General features: G+C 52.1%; 12 protein-coding genes. 6 read left to right on the top strand and 6 right to left on the bottom strand.

Going from position 1 to position 16,216, the window contains the following annotated elements; translation table 11 throughout:
* The first annotated feature begins 82 nt into the window (after nucleotides 1–82).
* A complete protein-coding gene (locus tag DCC81_RS18875) occupies nucleotides 83–1,216 on the top strand; it encodes an AI-2E family transporter (RefSeq protein ID WP_165806644.1) in 1,134 nt (377 codons plus the stop codon).
* An 87-nt stretch (nucleotides 1,217–1,303) separates the two neighbouring features.
* Here DCC81_RS18875 and DCC81_RS18870 read toward each other — a convergent pair whose 3' ends face one another.
* From DCC81_RS18870 to DCC81_RS18855, 4 genes are all read right to left on the bottom strand, one after another.
* Nucleotides 1,304–4,438, bottom strand: coding sequence for an efflux RND transporter permease subunit (locus tag DCC81_RS18870; RefSeq protein ID WP_108688125.1), 3,135 nt, complete (start codon nucleotides 4,436–4,438; stop codon nucleotides 1,304–1,306).
* 72 nt (nucleotides 4,439–4,510) lie between these two features.
* Nucleotides 4,511–5,626: an efflux RND transporter periplasmic adaptor subunit gene (locus DCC81_RS18865; protein WP_108688124.1), complete on the bottom strand. Its 1,116-nt coding sequence runs from the start codon at nucleotides 5,624–5,626 to the stop codon at nucleotides 4,511–4,513.
* 11 nt (nucleotides 5,627–5,637) lie between these two features.
* Nucleotides 5,638–6,909: a TolC family protein gene (locus DCC81_RS18860; RefSeq protein WP_108688123.1), complete on the bottom strand. Its 1,272-nt coding sequence runs from the start codon at nucleotides 6,907–6,909 to the stop codon at nucleotides 5,638–5,640.
* 414 nt (nucleotides 6,910–7,323) lie between these two features.
* Entirely contained in the window at nucleotides 7,324–8,373 is a 1,050-nt protein-coding gene (locus tag DCC81_RS18855) for an OmpA family protein (protein ID WP_108688122.1), read from the bottom strand.
* Between the two features lie 380 nt (nucleotides 8,374–8,753).
* Between DCC81_RS18855 and DCC81_RS25405 the strand changes: the two genes are divergently transcribed.
* From DCC81_RS25405 to DCC81_RS18830, 5 genes are read left to right on the top strand one after another with little or no spacing between them, the layout of a single operon-like run.
* Entirely contained in the window at nucleotides 8,754–9,299 is a 546-nt protein-coding gene (locus tag DCC81_RS25405; RefSeq protein WP_133177718.1) for a hypothetical protein, read from the top strand.
* Nucleotides 9,296–10,573 (top strand): DUF4407 domain-containing protein, encoded by a 1,278-nt coding sequence (locus tag DCC81_RS18845; RefSeq protein ID WP_205686364.1) that lies wholly within the window; start codon nucleotides 9,296–9,298, stop codon nucleotides 10,571–10,573. The genes DCC81_RS25405 and DCC81_RS18845 overlap by 4 nt, the downstream gene beginning before the upstream one ends.
* Nucleotides 10,554–11,582, top strand: coding sequence for a hypothetical protein (locus tag DCC81_RS18840; protein WP_108688119.1), 1,029 nt, complete (start codon nucleotides 10,554–10,556; stop codon nucleotides 11,580–11,582). Before DCC81_RS18845 ends, DCC81_RS18840 begins: the two co-directional genes overlap by 20 nt.
* On the top strand, nucleotides 11,579–13,375 hold the full coding sequence (locus DCC81_RS18835; protein ID WP_108688118.1) for a hypothetical protein: 1,797 nt from the start codon (nucleotides 11,579–11,581) through the stop codon (nucleotides 13,373–13,375). The genes DCC81_RS18840 and DCC81_RS18835 overlap by 4 nt, the downstream gene beginning before the upstream one ends.
* 7 nt (nucleotides 13,376–13,382) lie before the next feature.
* Nucleotides 13,383–13,877, top strand: coding sequence for a hypothetical protein (locus tag DCC81_RS18830; RefSeq protein ID WP_108688117.1), 495 nt, complete (start codon nucleotides 13,383–13,385; stop codon nucleotides 13,875–13,877).
* Here the strand turns inward: DCC81_RS18830 and DCC81_RS18825 are convergent, their stop codons facing one another.
* Nucleotides 13,878–15,230, bottom strand: coding sequence for a sensor histidine kinase (locus DCC81_RS18825; protein ID WP_108688116.1), 1,353 nt, complete (start codon nucleotides 15,228–15,230; stop codon nucleotides 13,878–13,880).
* Between the two features lie 25 nt (nucleotides 15,231–15,255).
* Nucleotides 15,256–15,948 (bottom strand): response regulator transcription factor, encoded by a 693-nt coding sequence (locus tag DCC81_RS18820; protein WP_108688322.1) that lies wholly within the window; start codon nucleotides 15,946–15,948, stop codon nucleotides 15,256–15,258.
* Between the last annotated feature and the right edge of the window lie 268 nt (nucleotides 15,949–16,216).

Here is a 16,216-nt window from a genome sequence, read left to right as displayed (position 1 = left end):
TTGGACGGTTTTCCCCGGGCCAATGGCTTTTTTATTCGTATTTTCCGTCAGTGCTGTTACAATCATTCTCCAATTACACTTTATGAACGAAGTAAGGCTCCCATTCAATGCCCGACTTACCTACACATTATTATCCATTATCCTGATCATCTTTATAGCCCATATGGGCCAGAGCATTATTGTGCCGCTGGTCTTTGCATTCCTGCTGGCCATCATGCTGCTGCCCTTTGCCAGCTTCCTGGAGCACAAAGGCTGGCCAAGGTGGCTGGCCGCCCTCGTCTCCGTGTTTGCCTTTGTGCTGTTACTGGCTGCTGTTTTTACGCTCCTGGGGGCACAGATGTCATCCTTCGCATCTGACTTCCCGCTGCTGCAAAAACAGCTTATGCGCTCCGTGTACAGCAGCCAGCAATGGGTGTGGCGGCATTTCAGGATCGATGTGGCGCGGCAGACCAACTACGTGGAAAAACTGGCCATGGGCACTTTGGGATCTGCCACTACGTTTATCAGCTCCACCGTGTTCTCCATTGGCAGCCTGCTGGTGTTCTGCGTATTTGTCATGTTGTATGCTTTCTTTTTATTGTTATACCGTACCCTCCTGCTCTCCTTCCTGGTAAAGCTGATCAAAGAGCAGCACCGCGACAAGCTGCTGGACATTGTGGCGCAAACGCGCTACATCATTAAAAGCTATGTGAGTGGCCTGATGCTGGAAATGCTGATCGTCGCCATCCTGAACTGTGCCTTGTTTGCCGTACTGGGACTGCGATACGGCCTGCTGCTGGGCATCATGGCGGCCATCTTTAACCTGGTACCTTACCTGGGCATCTTTACCGCCATCGTGATCAGCATGATCGTAACCCTTACCACCGGCAACCTTCTTGGCGCCGTGCAGGTAGGGCTGGCCCTGTTCCTGGTGCACCTGGTTGATTCCAACGTACTGCTGCCCCGCATTGTAGGCTCCAAGGTGAAGATCAATGCCCTTGTGACCATCATCGGCGTGGTGCTGGGCAACATGCTGTGGGGCATTTCCGGCATGTTCCTGGCCATTCCCCTTATTGCCATCATGAAGATCATCTTTGAGCGCATCGATTACCTGAGCGCCTGGGCCATCCTGCTGGGTGATATGCCCCATCCTAAAAAATCGCACCTGCAGCCAGTACCGGTGGACAGAACAAACCTGGAGGCAGATGGAACAATAGAAAAAACGGAGGAGATCTGAGACAATCGTGAATACTTTCAAAAACAGATTGTAAAATAAAAGAGGGCGTCCTGTGTGGGCGCCCTCTTTACATCTAACCAGTTATTTTTATTTAGCAGCAGTGGCAGGGTCATTATCCTTTACCACGTGCCGGTAGCTCCAATAAAATACGATCGGGAACACGAACAGCACAAAGATGGAGTTCGTGATCAACCCACCGATCACTACGCGGGCCAGCGGTCTTGCCGTTTCTGAACCAATGCCATGGCTGATAGCAGCCGGCAGCAACCCGATGGCAGCCATCATCGCCGTCATGATAATCGGGCGGATCAAGGCCTCCACACCCTCACGGATGGCGGTTTGCAGGTCATTGTCATCCGTCATGTGCATGGTGCGCATGTTCTCCTTAAAGCGCGACAGCAGGATCACCCCGTTCTGCACACAAATACCAAACAAGGCGATGAACCCGATACCACCGGAGATACTGAAGTTGATGCCCGTGATCCAGATGGAGAAGATACCGCCAATGATCGCAAACGGCACGTTGATCAGCACCAGGCCTGCATCTTTAAATGAGCCGAACAAAATGTAAAGGATCAGGAAGATCAGCAGCAGGGAAATGGGCACCACCTGCGTCAGGCGTTTGGTAGCGCGCTGCTGGTTTTCGAAATCGCCGGCCCACTCCAGGGAATAACCTTTGGGAATATGGATGGCCGCATTCACCTTGGACTGCGCTTCCGCAATGGTGCTACCCATATCGCGCCCACGTACGGAGAACTTGATGGCGCCATAACGTGCATGCTTATCGCGGTAGATCATGCTGGGGCCCAGCACGTGCTGGATATCCGCAATTTCTTTCAGCGGGATCTTATTGCCACGGATGGTGGGTACCATCAGGCTGCCGATCGCGTTCTCATCTTCCCGGAACGCTTCCGGGTAGCGGATGCGCAGGTCAAAATAACGCTCCCCTTCATAGATCTTGGTAGCGGATTTACCACCGATCGCCATTTCCACTACGCTGTTTGCATCTTCGGTAGTTACGCCATAGAGTGCCATCTTTTGCTGGTCCAGGTTGATGCGCAATTCGGGCTGCCCCAGGTTGCGCAGGATGCCCAGGTCTGCTATACCAGGCACTTTGGCCAGGATAGCCTGGATGGAATCTTCTTTCTCCTCGACGATCTTGAAGTCATCTCCAAACAGCTTCACCACGATGGAACCTTTTACGCCGGATACGGCTTCTTCCACGTTGTCCGTGATCGGCTGGGAGAAATTCAGGGAAATACCCGGCAGGTCAGAGAGGCGCTTGTTCATGCGGTCTATCAGTTCCTGCTTGGAGATCTTGCTTTTCCAATCGTCCTGCGGGTAGATATCTACGTGGAACTCCATGTTGTAGAAGCCGGTAGCATCGGTACCATCGTTCGGGCGGCCGGTTTGCGACATTACCTGTTTTACTTCGGGGAACTCACCCAGGCGCCTGCGGATCACGTTTGCCAGCTTCACGGATTCATCCAGGGAAGTGCTCAGCGGGCCGGTAGCGCGGATATAGATGGCGCCTTCATTGAGCTGGGGCAGGAACTCCGTACCCAGGAAGGAGAAACAGTACAGGCCAATGCCCAATACCACCATGGCCACAGGGAATACCACCTTGCGGTTGCGGAAGCTGCGGTTGAACGTGCCCAGCACCGTGCGGTGTATGAAACGGATAAAGAATGTTTCTTTTTCTTTTACATTCTTGCGCAGTAAAACGCTGGCCAGTGCCGGCACTAACGTAAACGTAAGAATGAGTGCGCCCAGCAGCGCAAAGCCCAGGGTCCATGCCAGCGGGGAGAACATCTTACCTTCTACTTTCTCAAAGGTGAAGATGGGCAGCAAACCAGTGATGATGATCATCTTGGCAAAGAAGATCCCCTTACCATTCACCAGGCTGGCCTTGCGGATCATGCCCAGTTTACTCAGCTTGTTGAATTTCTCCATGCCCTCCTTGTGTGCCCGGTGGTCCAGCATTACGAAGATGCCTTCCACCATCACCACGGCCCCGTCAATGATGATACCGAAGTCTATCGCCCCCATCGACAGCAGGTTGGCAGACATGCCCTTCAGCTTCATACACACAAACGCAAACAACAGCGCCAGCGGGATGATAAGGCCTACGATCAGCGTAGTGCGCCAGTCTGCCATGAACAGGAATACGATCACCGTCACGAAGATGATACCTTCCAGCATATTGTGGATCACCGTGTGCAATGCAAAGTGGATCAGGTCTTCGCGGTTATAGAAAGGCTTGATCTTTACATCGTCCGGCAGGATCTTTTCATTCAGCTCATTCACCTTCAGTTTCAGCGCATCGATCACGTTTGACGGGTTTTCGCCTTTACGCATAACCACGATGCCTTCCACCACGTCATTATCTTTATCACGGCCCACCTGGCCCAGGCGGGGCAGGCTGCTGATGGATACTTCCGCCACGTCCTTTACCAGGATAGGCGTGCCATTGATATTGTCTATAATTACGTTCTTGATCTCGTCTACGCTGTTCAGGATACCGATACCGCGTACCACGTAGGCCTGGCCATTCTTCACGATCACATCGCCGCCCACGTTCACGTTGCTCTTGCTCAGGGCTTCAAACATTTCCTTGGCGGAAATATTGTACTGCACCGCCTTCCCGGGATCCATGGTTACCTGGTAGGCTTTTACAGAACCACCAAAGCTCACGATGTCTGCCACACCGGGCACGGAAAGCAGGTTGCGCTCTACCACCCAGTCCTGCACGGTTTTCAGCTCCTGGGTAGACAGCTTGTTGCTGGCCAGGGTATAGCGGAAGATCTCACCGGTAGGGCCATAGGGCGGCTCAATTTCGGGGTCAGCGCCATCCGGCAGATCAGCCGAGGGCAGGTTATTATTTACCTGCACCCGCGCAAAGGCGTCGTTGATATCATCGTCAAAGATCACTTTCACCACAGACAGACCAAAGAGCGAAGAAGAGCGGATGCTGGTCTTGCCCTGGTCGCGGTTCATAGCGATCTCAATGGGGCGGGTCACAAATTTCTCCACTTCTTCCGCGGAGCGGCCCGGCCATTGGGTGATGATGGTGACAGAGGTATTGGTTACGTCCGGGAAGGCGTCTATCCCGATCTGGTTGAAGCTGATGAAGCCCCACACCGCCAGGCCTAACGCCGCCGCAAAAACGAAGTATTTATTTTTTAGCGAAAACGCCAGTACGGCTTTAATGACTTTGTTCATGTTGCATTGTTTTCTGAAGCCCGTGCGCCATGGGCGCTACAGGCATTTGCATTCCGCGCAGCGGCAAACGATTTACTTTTTCAGCGACTCATAGATGAATACCTGGCGGGAAGCGATCACCTCATCGCCTTCCTTCAGGCCACTGCTGATGTATGCGCGGTCTTCCACGGTGCGGGCCACGGTGATCTCACGGATGGCTATCTTAGGTTCTGCATGGGTGAGCACCAGCACGTATTGCTTATCGTTATCGAAGATGATACCACGGCTGGGAATGCTCACGCCTTCTGCGGCGGCGTGGCGCTGTGCCTTCACACTTACAAACATTTCAGGCTTCAGCAGGAAATCCGGGTTGTCAATGCTCACGCGGGCTTTCATCACTTTATTATCGGGATCCAGTGTGTTATACAATTTCTGCACTTTACCGTTGAAGATCTTGTCGGGGTAAGACAGCGTGGTGATGGCCACGTTATCGCCTTCCTTCACGTTGGCAATGTCAGATTCGTATACGTTGATCATGGCCCACACGGAGCGCAGGTTGGCAATCACAAAAATGGGCTCGGTGTTGTCCGGGCGCCATTGCATATGCTCTGCACCGGAACGGCTGATCACGAAACCAGTGATGGGAGATTTTACGAGGTAGTCAGATTTGGCATTGCCGCCGCCGTTGATAGACAGTACCGTGTTAGCGCGGTTCAGTTCTGCTTCGGCTTTGGCATATTCTGCGCGGGCTTCTTCCAGTTCCTTCTGCGAAGACAGGCCGCTTTTATAAAAAGATTCAGCCACATCGAGATTGCGTTTTGCCGTGGCCAGGGCGCTTTTGTTCACGCTTTGGTCTGCCGTGTAGCCGGCCATTTCCGGGGAGTGCAGCACGGCCAGGGTTTCACCGGCTTTCACCAGGTCGCCGGATTGGGCTTTCATGGAAGTAACCACGCCGCTCACCATCGGGAAGATGCGGGCCACTTCGTCTTCATTGGGCGCGATCTTACCCGTGAGGGATATTTCGCTTTCCACCGGGCGGGCGGTGGCAGTGTCAATGCGCAGGGTATGCAGCATGGAATCAGAGAGCACCCAGCCCTGCTCCTCACCGCTTTCCTCTGTTTTATGAGAGGTGCAGGCCGTGAGCGCAGCGGCCATCAGACCGATACCGAAAACAGAAGTAACAATACGTTGCTTGAAAATATATGGCATGACAATTCTTTTTAAAGTTGGTAAATGGTGGTACCGGTGGCAAAGTTCACGTTCTCCAGCGCCTGCAGCTCGTTGTAGCGGAGGTTATTGAGCTTGAGCACTGTTTCGCGGTAAGAGCCGTACAGGTCAATGAACTCCAGCAGGTTCAGGTTGTGGGCCTGGAAGTTCTTTTGCACTTCTCCCAGCAGGTGGGTGTAGTCGCTGGCAAAGGCGGGATCTACCTGCTGCAGCAGTTGCTGGGTGCGGATGGCCTGCTGGTAGCTGTCCATCACGTCATGTTCCAGCTGGTCCTGGGAGCTTTGCAGCTGCAGCTTGCTGGCTTCCAGGGTGGCGTGGGCCATCTTGATATTACCCTGGTTACGGTTCCACAGCGGGATGGGCAGGGAAACGGAAAGACCGTTGTAGTTGGGCGCAAAGTTGCCCTGGCGGTCGTATGTGAGGCCCACGGCAACATCCGGCACGGCCAGGGAGCGTTGCAGGCGCAGGTTCAGGTCATTATAATTTACATTCTCCTGTGCAATCTTCAGGTCGTACCGGTTAGCACGGGCGCTGTCCAGCAGTTGCGGATAGCTGAAGGAGGCCACATTGGGCGGGGTTTGCGCAGCATCCGGCAGCACGGGTTTTACCGGCGTGGTGGCGGGTATGCGCAGCAGTTGCTGCAGGTCGCTCAGGGTACCTTGCAGGTCCTGGTGGGCCTGGGCTTCATCGCTTTGCAGGTCATAGAGCAGGGAGCGGATGCGCAGTACGTCTTTCAGCGATACGTTGCCTTGTTTGTACTGGTCTTCAAATGCGTGCAGGATCTTTTGCAGGGAAGAGATCTGTTCCGCATAAAGGTTGATGGATTGCTCTGCGTAATAAAGGCGGTAAAAATCATCGCGCAGGGTGAAGCGCAGGGTGCGGAGCAGGTCGTAGAACTGGTACTCCGTCATGCGGGATGCGCTCTGGGCCACCTTCACGGCTTTGTTGCGCTGGCCGGCTATCTTAAACACCTGGGCCAACTGGGCCTGGCGTTCACCTTCGGAAGAAAAGTCAAGTACTTTGTGGTTGGTGGGGTTATAAAGCACATTCTCCAGATAGAGCGTGGGGTTGTCCCACAGTTTGGCGGTAACTTCCGCTGCCTTGGCAGAGTCCAGGCTGTAGCGCTGGGCCAGCAAGGGAATGTTCTTTTGCAGGAGTTGTTGTTCTGCCTCCGGCAATGTCAGGGCCAGGGTGTCGGCCTGCTGGGCACTGCTGCGGGTACAGCAAAACAACAAGGAAAAAACTAATACAAGGCGACAGGTCATACGTTATCCAATTTCGGTCGCAAAGATCATATGCAATAACTTGTGATGTATTAAAACAGGATTAAAAAGCTATTAAAAAAGCCTGTTAGGTTTTAATTAACAGCTAATTCCGAGCGGTGATGATGAATAAATCACAAGTTATGGCTACGGTACATGCGCGGTAAAAAAATGCTACAGGTGGTAAACAGTACAAAAAGAAGGCAGGCTATGCGGGAGTACGAATGTAGGGAGAATGCGGGAGATGGAAAAGCGGGGGATGTGCAACGGTCCTGGCAGGTTAACCCTGGGACCTGCCCGGGTTAGTGCGGCGTGTGGCACAGGGCAACAATTGCAAGGGAAACCGGGACTGGTCATGGTTGCCGGTATGAAGGTGCCTTAATGCGGCCCTTCCTGCCAGAAGGGCCGCTGGTGGTTTTAATGGTTTTGCCCCACTTCTTCCGCCGGCTTGGAACTGGTAAAAATGCCGATCCCGAGCGACAGGGCGATCCAGGGTTTGGCCTGGTTGGACCAGTTATAAGTATGGTTATCGAAGATCACATCCAGGCCGATGGGGATGCCGACCTGCAATTTTTTGTATTGATAGATGAAGCTCACGGACGGCGTAAAACCGGCAGTGGTCAACTTTTCTGTTCCTTCCGGCAATTTTGCATTGTAGCTGCTGAGCTGCACGGTAGATGCGCCGATGGCCCCCAGGATCGTCAGGCTTTTAACATCCCGGTGATTAAAATTGAGCTGAACACCTGCGCCACCGTTCACAGAAAATGAGGGCTCAAAGCTGCCGTCCTGCGGCCGGTATTTGAAAGGAATGGCAAATACGCCGCCGGTTACCCCCCAGGTGCTCAGCAGCGGAGCGCTCAGGTAGTCCAGCTGATCCAGGGGTATGGAGTAATATACCTGCTGGTTATCTGACGTCCGGTTATACAGGGCGTTGTTGGCACTATCAGACCAGTTGCCAAGCTTTACGATGTAGGAATCTGATGTTTTGTAAACTACCCTGAACTTGGTGCCAGTGCCCAGGGTTATTTTTTTTGTAAAATGAGTATCGTTACGAGCAAACCCGGTAGAGCCCGTGGCCGTGATCATATCCGCGGTAATGCCTTTGGCCCGCAGGTATTTTGCCACACTGTCTGCGTTTGTGGCCAGGAATGCTTTGGCCTTATCGGTTGTTAGTCTGGAAACGTCGAGGCTAGTGTCAACTTTGTTGTAAACATCGGCGCCCACAACATTTAGCATCACGCCAGGGTTGTTCTTCAGTATATTCCGCAGGGCGGCCACCTGCTGGCCACGTGGGGCTACAGCGCTGGCATGTGGATTGAACTGGTCCGGCAATTTGTTGGTGTCATCGGAAAATACCGGCATCAGGTCCGTTACTGTTGTAGTGACGCGGTTCTCATTTAATGGTGCTTGTCCACGTAAGATCATACTGAAGCACATCAGGAACAATACTGAAATGTAAGTTTTCATGTGAAAGGGGATTGGGGATTAAAAATGTTTGGGGTTCGGGCCTTGCGTGGGGCAAGGTATTTTTTGGGGTAAATACGATAACCGGGGCAAGATACAAAATGGCACGGACAAACCACCGTTATGTTTTATAGCACACAATATGTCCCGGACCAATCTATCCAGGCCAAAAGCCTTTTTTTCCTTCCCCATCCTTTACGGTTACCCGTAACCCGGATTATCGCGGCCTTTTTAACTTTGTATGGACGTAACAGCAATCAACTGTCCACGTTCCCTGGATGCTAAATAAAATTTGGGTTGTTTCATTTTTTCACTAATTTAGGTCAGCACCAAAATCGCCCGGGTTCCTACCCCTGCCTGGCGTTGATCCCTAAACCATAAAGATGTATACCCCGCTTACCATCTCTGATGCTATCCGTCCGTTGGGTAAAAGAATGCGATTTGCCGCTATTGTAGCGGGAAAGGCACTGTGGTACCTGCTTTGCCTGCGCTGGCGCCCCGGGGTGGATTATCTCTCGTATCCTACCCTCCATCGCTTCTCCAACAGTTATGTGGTCATCGCTTACTGTTTCCGGAATGCACTCTGGTACCGGCTGAAAGGCATCTGCATTACTACACGTAATGGCCCGCTGGTGCTGGACCTGCAGCATGTACGGCCACAACAGGTGTTGTTTACCGTGCAGGGACTTTTTAAACAGGAGCACTTTACCCTGGATCTTACGCCCCAGCTGAAATACCAGCATCCCTATGCATCACTTGGCCTTTCAGGCTTCGATAAGATGCCGCCTGTCCCCCCTCCTGTCAAATTAATATCTGCAAAACCGTGCATCCCAAAACAACCGCTCCGCACCAGGATACAACCGGTGACATGCAGACAGCATTCCCGAAGCATTAAATATTCCCCCTATAAACAATCTGACTTTTTATGAGAGAAAGAGACTATTACGTAACGCCAAAGTCCAACGCTATCATGCGCTTTCTTTGGAAAGCCGCCGGCGGTGACCGTTATCTGCTGGAACGCGCCACTTACAGCGACCAGGTGAAATACCTTTGCCTGGGTGGCATAGTACTGGCTACAGGCGCCATGGCAGGGCTTGCGGGCGGGTATGCGTTCTATACTATTTTTGCGCCAAAGGCTGCAGATGTGCTGGACAAAACCAGGATGGTGGGGCAGGCAGCCAACTACATTCCGTCTGACCTGCATACCGTTATCCTCTCCACGCTATTTGGTGTGATATGGGGATTGATCATCTTCAACATTGACCGCTTTATTGTAACCAGCACGGGTAAAGGTGATGGTACGGAAGCGATCACCTGGGATGAATTTAAAAGCGCCATACCTCGCCTGATCATGGGCACCATTATAGCGCTGACCATTTCCAAGCCGGTGGAGATCCGCATGTTTAAAACAGAGATTGATCTGGCCATTCAAAAACAGCAAGACAAGGAAAAGGAAAACGGCATTATACAGGCAAATGTGAATTTTGAAAAGAAGGTGGCAGAAACTAAAAACAAACTCAAAAAACTTCAGAATGATATCGATCTGAAAGAAGCGCAGGTAGCAAATCTCCGGCAAGAGATCTTAAATGAAACCATTGGGAAAAATGGAAATGGTGCGGCTTATGGCCCGCGTGCAAAAGCATTGGATGATCAAGCCCATATAATCGAAGCAGAAATAAAGAATTTAAAGAACACCCCGGAATATCTATCTGCCCTTGAAGATATCAAACGGTACCAGGGAGAAATGAAAGAGGAAATAGCCAATAGTGAGCAAAAAGCCGCTACACTCGACGGCCTCCTCATCCGTATCCAAAAAGCGCATGAAATAGCCGGTACCACTATCTCCCTTTTTATCACCTTACTGTTCCTCGCTATCGAGCTTACACCTGTCTTCTTCAAACTGATGCTGGTAAAAACACCCTATGACTACCTCGCAGAAAACCGTGATGAAATGATCCGCGCGGAAAATGGCATCGAGGTACGGTACGATTATTATAAAGACAAAAAAGGCCTGGAACGTCACCTGATCATCAACCATGAAGCACACCGGCTGGCCCATGAAAAAATAAAGTTGAGCGAGATACAGCAGGAACTTACTGATTACGCAGTAGAGCAGTATAAGCGCCGCGAAAAGCAGCATATTGATGACAACCTGGACGACTACATCCAAAAACTGGCGCCTGATGAAACAATCCCTGCGTAAGGTCCGTACCTTCCTCTGCTTTTTTTCCGGGGAAGATGCCTATATCATCGGCAAATGCAGTCTCCGTATCCAGTTTTACTTTGCCTTTATCGGGTTGTTCGTGCAGCTGATCTTTGCCGGTTGCCTTGCCAGCGCCGGCTCCTTCACCCACCACCTGTTCCCCGCGATTGGCGTAGGGAGCTACCTGATAGCGGGCTTATGGGCCGCGCTCCTGAGTTGCATTTATTTGTTGTTGCTATACACTATCTCGCCGCTGCTGCTCCCGATAGACGAAGACGCGCGGCAGCGGGTGCAGGCAATTTCCGTGCATCCGCTCCGCAGCGCCTCCATGCTGTTTCGCCTCTTGCTGATCATTTTCATCGCCGTGCTCGTAGCGCAACCGCTGAATGTGATGCTCTTTGGCGATGCCCGGATGATGAAGGATGCCTATACAAAAGCTATCCGGCTCACCATTCATCACGCGCCGGGCGCATGGGCGCTCACGTTGGCTACCTGCGCCATTTTCCTGTTGCCCATCCGGCTCAAATTCCGTATCCGCAACATTCCCCTCAGTGGCAAACGTAACGGCCACCATCAATTACAAAACATCCGGGACATGGTAAGTGACATGCAGGCACACCCTAACTACCCGGGAGCCATCCTGGACGCAGACCTTGGGGAGCTGCGCACCAACGACTACTATTTTCAGAAAACCCTGATCGAATACCGGCTGATATTAGAAGCTTACGCAGATTTCAAACAAGGCTACCAGCAGTTGCTCACTCAAAAAGTGGCAGGCTTTCACCATGAGACCATGGCAAACCTGCACCATGTCCTGCAACAGCTGAAAGCATCGCCCGCACGCTACAATGCAATGATGGAAAAGCTGCAGGCCCCTCCCCGCCCGCAAGTGCTGGAACGCTTTGAGTACTGGGCAGACCCGCCATTTCGCACGGTACGGAAACCAGCCACTTACGTTCCACTGCCGGAACAAGATTTACTCCACCACCTTTACGCCGATCCACATTGATCATCATCATCATCATCATCATCATCATCTTATTATTATTACTGGCAGGCCTTGCCTATTTTTTCCTCCGCCGGAAAAAAACGGCCACACTTGCGCCGGTACAGCCCCTTGCTGCGGTGCCGGCAACGGCTGTGCCGGAAGCACATGATATGGAAGCACATGATACGGAAGCACTTCCCGTGCTTGAAGACGAGCAGGGTGCATACCAGCTCATTGAACAGACGCGGCATGTATTACGTAAAACCGCTATTGAGGGCATACTGGAAGGAAAATATTGGGGAGAGTTGGATATGCTTACGGAGCCTGGCTTTCAGCATTGCCGCTTCTATAACTTCCGGTTATATGAGGCCCACATTTACGATTTGCGGCGTTCGCCCACCAACGCACCGCTACCCGGCACCCCTATATCGAAAGAAAAGCTACCAGACAGGCTCACCGCATCGTTGCAGGGCGATGACCGGCGTTTTAATGCAAACATTCACGAACCGCATGTTGAAGAGGGCGCAATCGTGAGCCAAATGCTTCACCAGCATGATGGGCACGAGGTATTTGGTACCATGCACGCCGTTATCCATGGCTATTTGATCGACTTCATCCCGGAAACATATGTAGAGAAGAGATACCTGCACCAGCACATCAACTTCCCGCCTGAACCCGCGGTGACAAACGCACCGCCCGTCCCTACCGGTTACAACCAGCGCAACGGAGCGTATGTACGCAGCGAACTTGTGTCCACCCATCAACGGCAATGGGGTGCCTGGGAATACAGGCCCCAGCACCACCATACAGATTGGGCTACCGGCTGTGCCGAATTATTTATAGGCATTCCGCTGGTTATGCTAAGCTTCATCCTCATCGGAGTATTAGCACCTTACTGGGGCATTGTATTACCGCTTATTTGCATTTTGCTGGCGCTTCGGCTGGTGCCGGCTGCAGTATGGGAATGGGCAAGCCGCCTGGCGCTGGTGGCAATAGCAGCCGTCATTGTTGCAGGGGTATTTCTTACATCCCATACACATGCGGTGACCGGTAAGGTGCGGCCGCACACCTGGCGCCAAACCATCCGTCCTGCACCAGCCACCGCCGATCAGCCGTCCGCCGACTTTCTCATCAGTCACTATGCTTCCTGGCAGGGTTACAACGGGCAACAGTATGCCGGCAATCTGTCCGTTTACAATAGCGCATACCAGGCTGCCCGCCAATATAAGCACGATCTCACAGTACCATCTTCTTCCCCCCGCGCCTATGATGAAGTATTGTACCGGTTGAAAGTAAAGGACGAAGGCCAGTTAGGCGGTGTCTACCAGTTATTCGATTCCATCCAGCTGCAGCAGCAGCTGTCACGCAAGGCCTTTGCAGAAATGATAGTGTGTTTTGTGCAGCAGATCCCCTATAGCCTGGTATTACCTGATTCCTGTGACCCGGCATTATACGCGGATCACTTTATCCGTGACCAATTGACCCGCCCTGATGCACAGTGCGATGGTAACGAGCGTTTCGGCATCAACACACCGGTAGAATTCATGGCTACGCTGAAAGGCGATTGCGATACGCGCGCCCTGCTGCTATACACAATGCTGGCGCATTATGACTATGACCTCTGCCTGCTGAGCAGTGAACACTACCGCCACGCTGTCATAGCTATCAATCTTCCCTACAGCGGTCAATATTTCGACTATCAGCAAACGCATTATGTATGCTGGGAAACGACCGCTCCTAATTTCCAACCGGGTGTTTTGCCCGCGGAAGTAAGTAATCCTGCATATTGGAGAATATCACTAAAATCAAAATAATTTGTCCATGTACAAGACATTTGCCCTTGCCATTGCCATTATACTACATGTCACATTCCTGCTTGCAGTACTGAAACTGCTGGTGCGTAAACTTCCCGGGCTTGGCATGGGCGAGCTGTCCCGCGCCGGCGGCACCTGGTTTGCCGCGCTGCTTGCCGCAGGCATATTGAATAGCCTGAAAGGTATTGATACACTCAGCAACGCATTCGGGAATATTTATGCCGCCGGGGGCTCCAACCTACCCATGGCAGTGCTAAAAACCTTTTGCAGCTGTACCGGGGTATCCTTGTTATGGTTCTTATTTGTCCAGCTGCTATCAGCCGAGCTATGCGCCATTTTCGTGGGCCGGAGAAAAAACCTCCATGAACTGGCGGCAGATAATTATCCCTATTTCATTATAAAGGGGGCGCTGCTGCTGGCCGTTACCCTCTGCCTGTGGCCCGTACTGGAAAGCATTTTGCTCCTGCTAACACAAGACACCCAGCTCCCCTTCTATCACTAACTACTTAAACTGCACATGAAACGTGCTCCCCTCCCCCTGCACACTCTCCACGCTGATCTTTGCGCCATGCAATTCCAGGATCTTCTGCGTTAACGCCAGCCCTATCCCATACCCATCAAACGCATACGCATTGGGCGCCCGGAACAGCGGCAGAAAAATGTTCTTCAGGTCTTCCGGGGCAATGCCAATGCCCTGGTCTTTGATCTCAATATGCAACTGGGGGGCCATCCGCAACGTAACGGTCACCGGCTTATAATGCGAAAACTTGAATGCGTTCTTCAGAATATTCTGGAAGGCCAGTTTCATCAGCGCCTCATTGCCCATCACACTCAATGCCTCCGGGTCTTCCGGCAGGTTTTCAAAATGCAGCAATACGATCCCTGGCGGCTTCTCCGTGGAAAATTCGGTTTGCAGTTCCATCAGCAATTCATCCACCCGGATAAAATACGGCGCCACGCCCGGCAGGGAAAAGTCTGTTTTGGTCAATTGCAGCAAGCCGTCTGTGATGTTCTTTAATTTCACAGATTCATCGAGTACGGAATGCAGGGTTTCCAGGTAGGCCTGGGGGTCACGGGTCTTTTGCAGGGTCACTTCAATTTCCCCGATGATGGTGGTGAGTGGTGTGCGCAATTCATGCGAAGCATTGCTCACAAAGGATCGCTGCGTGTTGAACGCTGCTTCCAGGTGGGCCAGCAGCTCGTTGAAATTACTGGCCAGTTCATCCACTTCATCATTATTGCGGCCCCTGCGCACGCGGTGATGCAGGTTCGTAGACCGGATGCGCTGCACCTGCCGGTTAATGCTGGCTATAGGCATGAGCGCCCTGGCGGCAAACCACTGGCCGGCGAAGAAAATGAGCAGCAGGCTTAACGCAAAGGTGCAGGCCAGGATCACCAGCAGGGAGTGCAACTGGCGCTTGCCCACCAGGTCTGGGGCCGTAACGATCACCACGTAATTCCCCTGGTTATCGGTATAATAAATCCCCACTGCGGGCTGCCCGTTTGCCATGAAATAAAACAGGCGGTCTCTCCGGATATTGTCCAGCAGTGTGGGTTTCCAGTTATAGTGGGTATTGTCTATGAAGACTGCATTATCCTGGTCGTCGTAAATATTGCTTACTTCGTTAGGGATGGCATTGAGGTATTTTTTCTGGATCTCCTGGAATTTGCGCTTGGCCAGTTCATCTTTTTCCAGGTACACCTGCGCCGTGATCAGTGCACGGTCCTGCAACTGCCCAAAGAAGGCGGAGTCAATGTAATGGCTCGACAAAAAATAAACCAGGCTGAAAATGGCCAGCAGCAACACTCCACAGATCAGGGCAAATTGCAGCGACAAACGGTGACGGATCTTCATACGGGGCTTGGTGTTAAGAAACGGGTCAGGCGTTGGCCGTCTTCACTTTAAGCACGTAACCCATGCCCACCACGGTATGAATGAGACGCTCGCCGCTGAAACCCTTTTCTATTTTATTACGGAGGTAATTGACATACACGTCTATTGTATTGGTCCCGCTGTCGAAGTCCAATCCCCACACGGCTTCTGCAATGAAGGCGCGCGAAAGCACCTTTTGCGGGTTGCGCATGAAAAGCTCCAGCAGCGCATATTCCTTGGCAGTGAGAATGATTTCTTTGCCCTGGCGATGACCGGTCTTGGTTTGGGTATCCAGTTGCAGGTCTTCAAACTCCAGGGTCACTTTTTCCGGGTCCTGGCGGTAGCGGCGGCGGGTGAGCGCCTGTATGCGTGCCAGCAGTTCTGAAAAGTGAAAGGGTTTTGCCAGGTAATCATCCGCTCCTGCATGCAGGCCATCCACTACATCATTGGTGGCGCTCAAAGCGGTGAGCATGAGAATGGGGGTATGGATCTCCTGGCTGCGGATCCTTTTACAAAGTTCCAGGCCGTTCATGCCAGGCAGCATTACGTCCAGGATCAGCAGATCATAAGGATGTTGGGACACCATCTTTTCTCCTGCAATTCCATCATAGGCCACTTCCACGTTGTGCTGTTGTTCCTCCAGCCCACGTTTAATAAAAGCGGCAACTTTAGGCTCGTCTTCGATCAGTAGTATTTTCATGGGTACATCTTCTGTGCTGCTATTTAAAGAACCTGCCGGCAATTTCCAAAAACGATAACGCTTTTTAACAGTTTGTGAGACAGCAATTTACCCCAATGGTTTAGTATTTCCGGTCATTGCCGGCAAATCTAATCCGGCTTTAATTCCGGGTAGCATGGCCGTTACCCCACCATTCTGTTTCAGGATCAGCACCTTGCAAATTCCTGGCAGCATCCATGGCAGGGCGCGCCAAAAACTGTATTTTGAGGATGGAAACTAAATGTGCCAC

It is taken from the genome of Chitinophaga parva (assembly GCF_003071345.1).
Taxonomy (GTDB): domain Bacteria; phylum Bacteroidota; class Bacteroidia; order Chitinophagales; family Chitinophagaceae; genus Chitinophaga; species Chitinophaga parva.
This window is presented reverse-complemented; position numbering and strand designations above follow the sequence as displayed.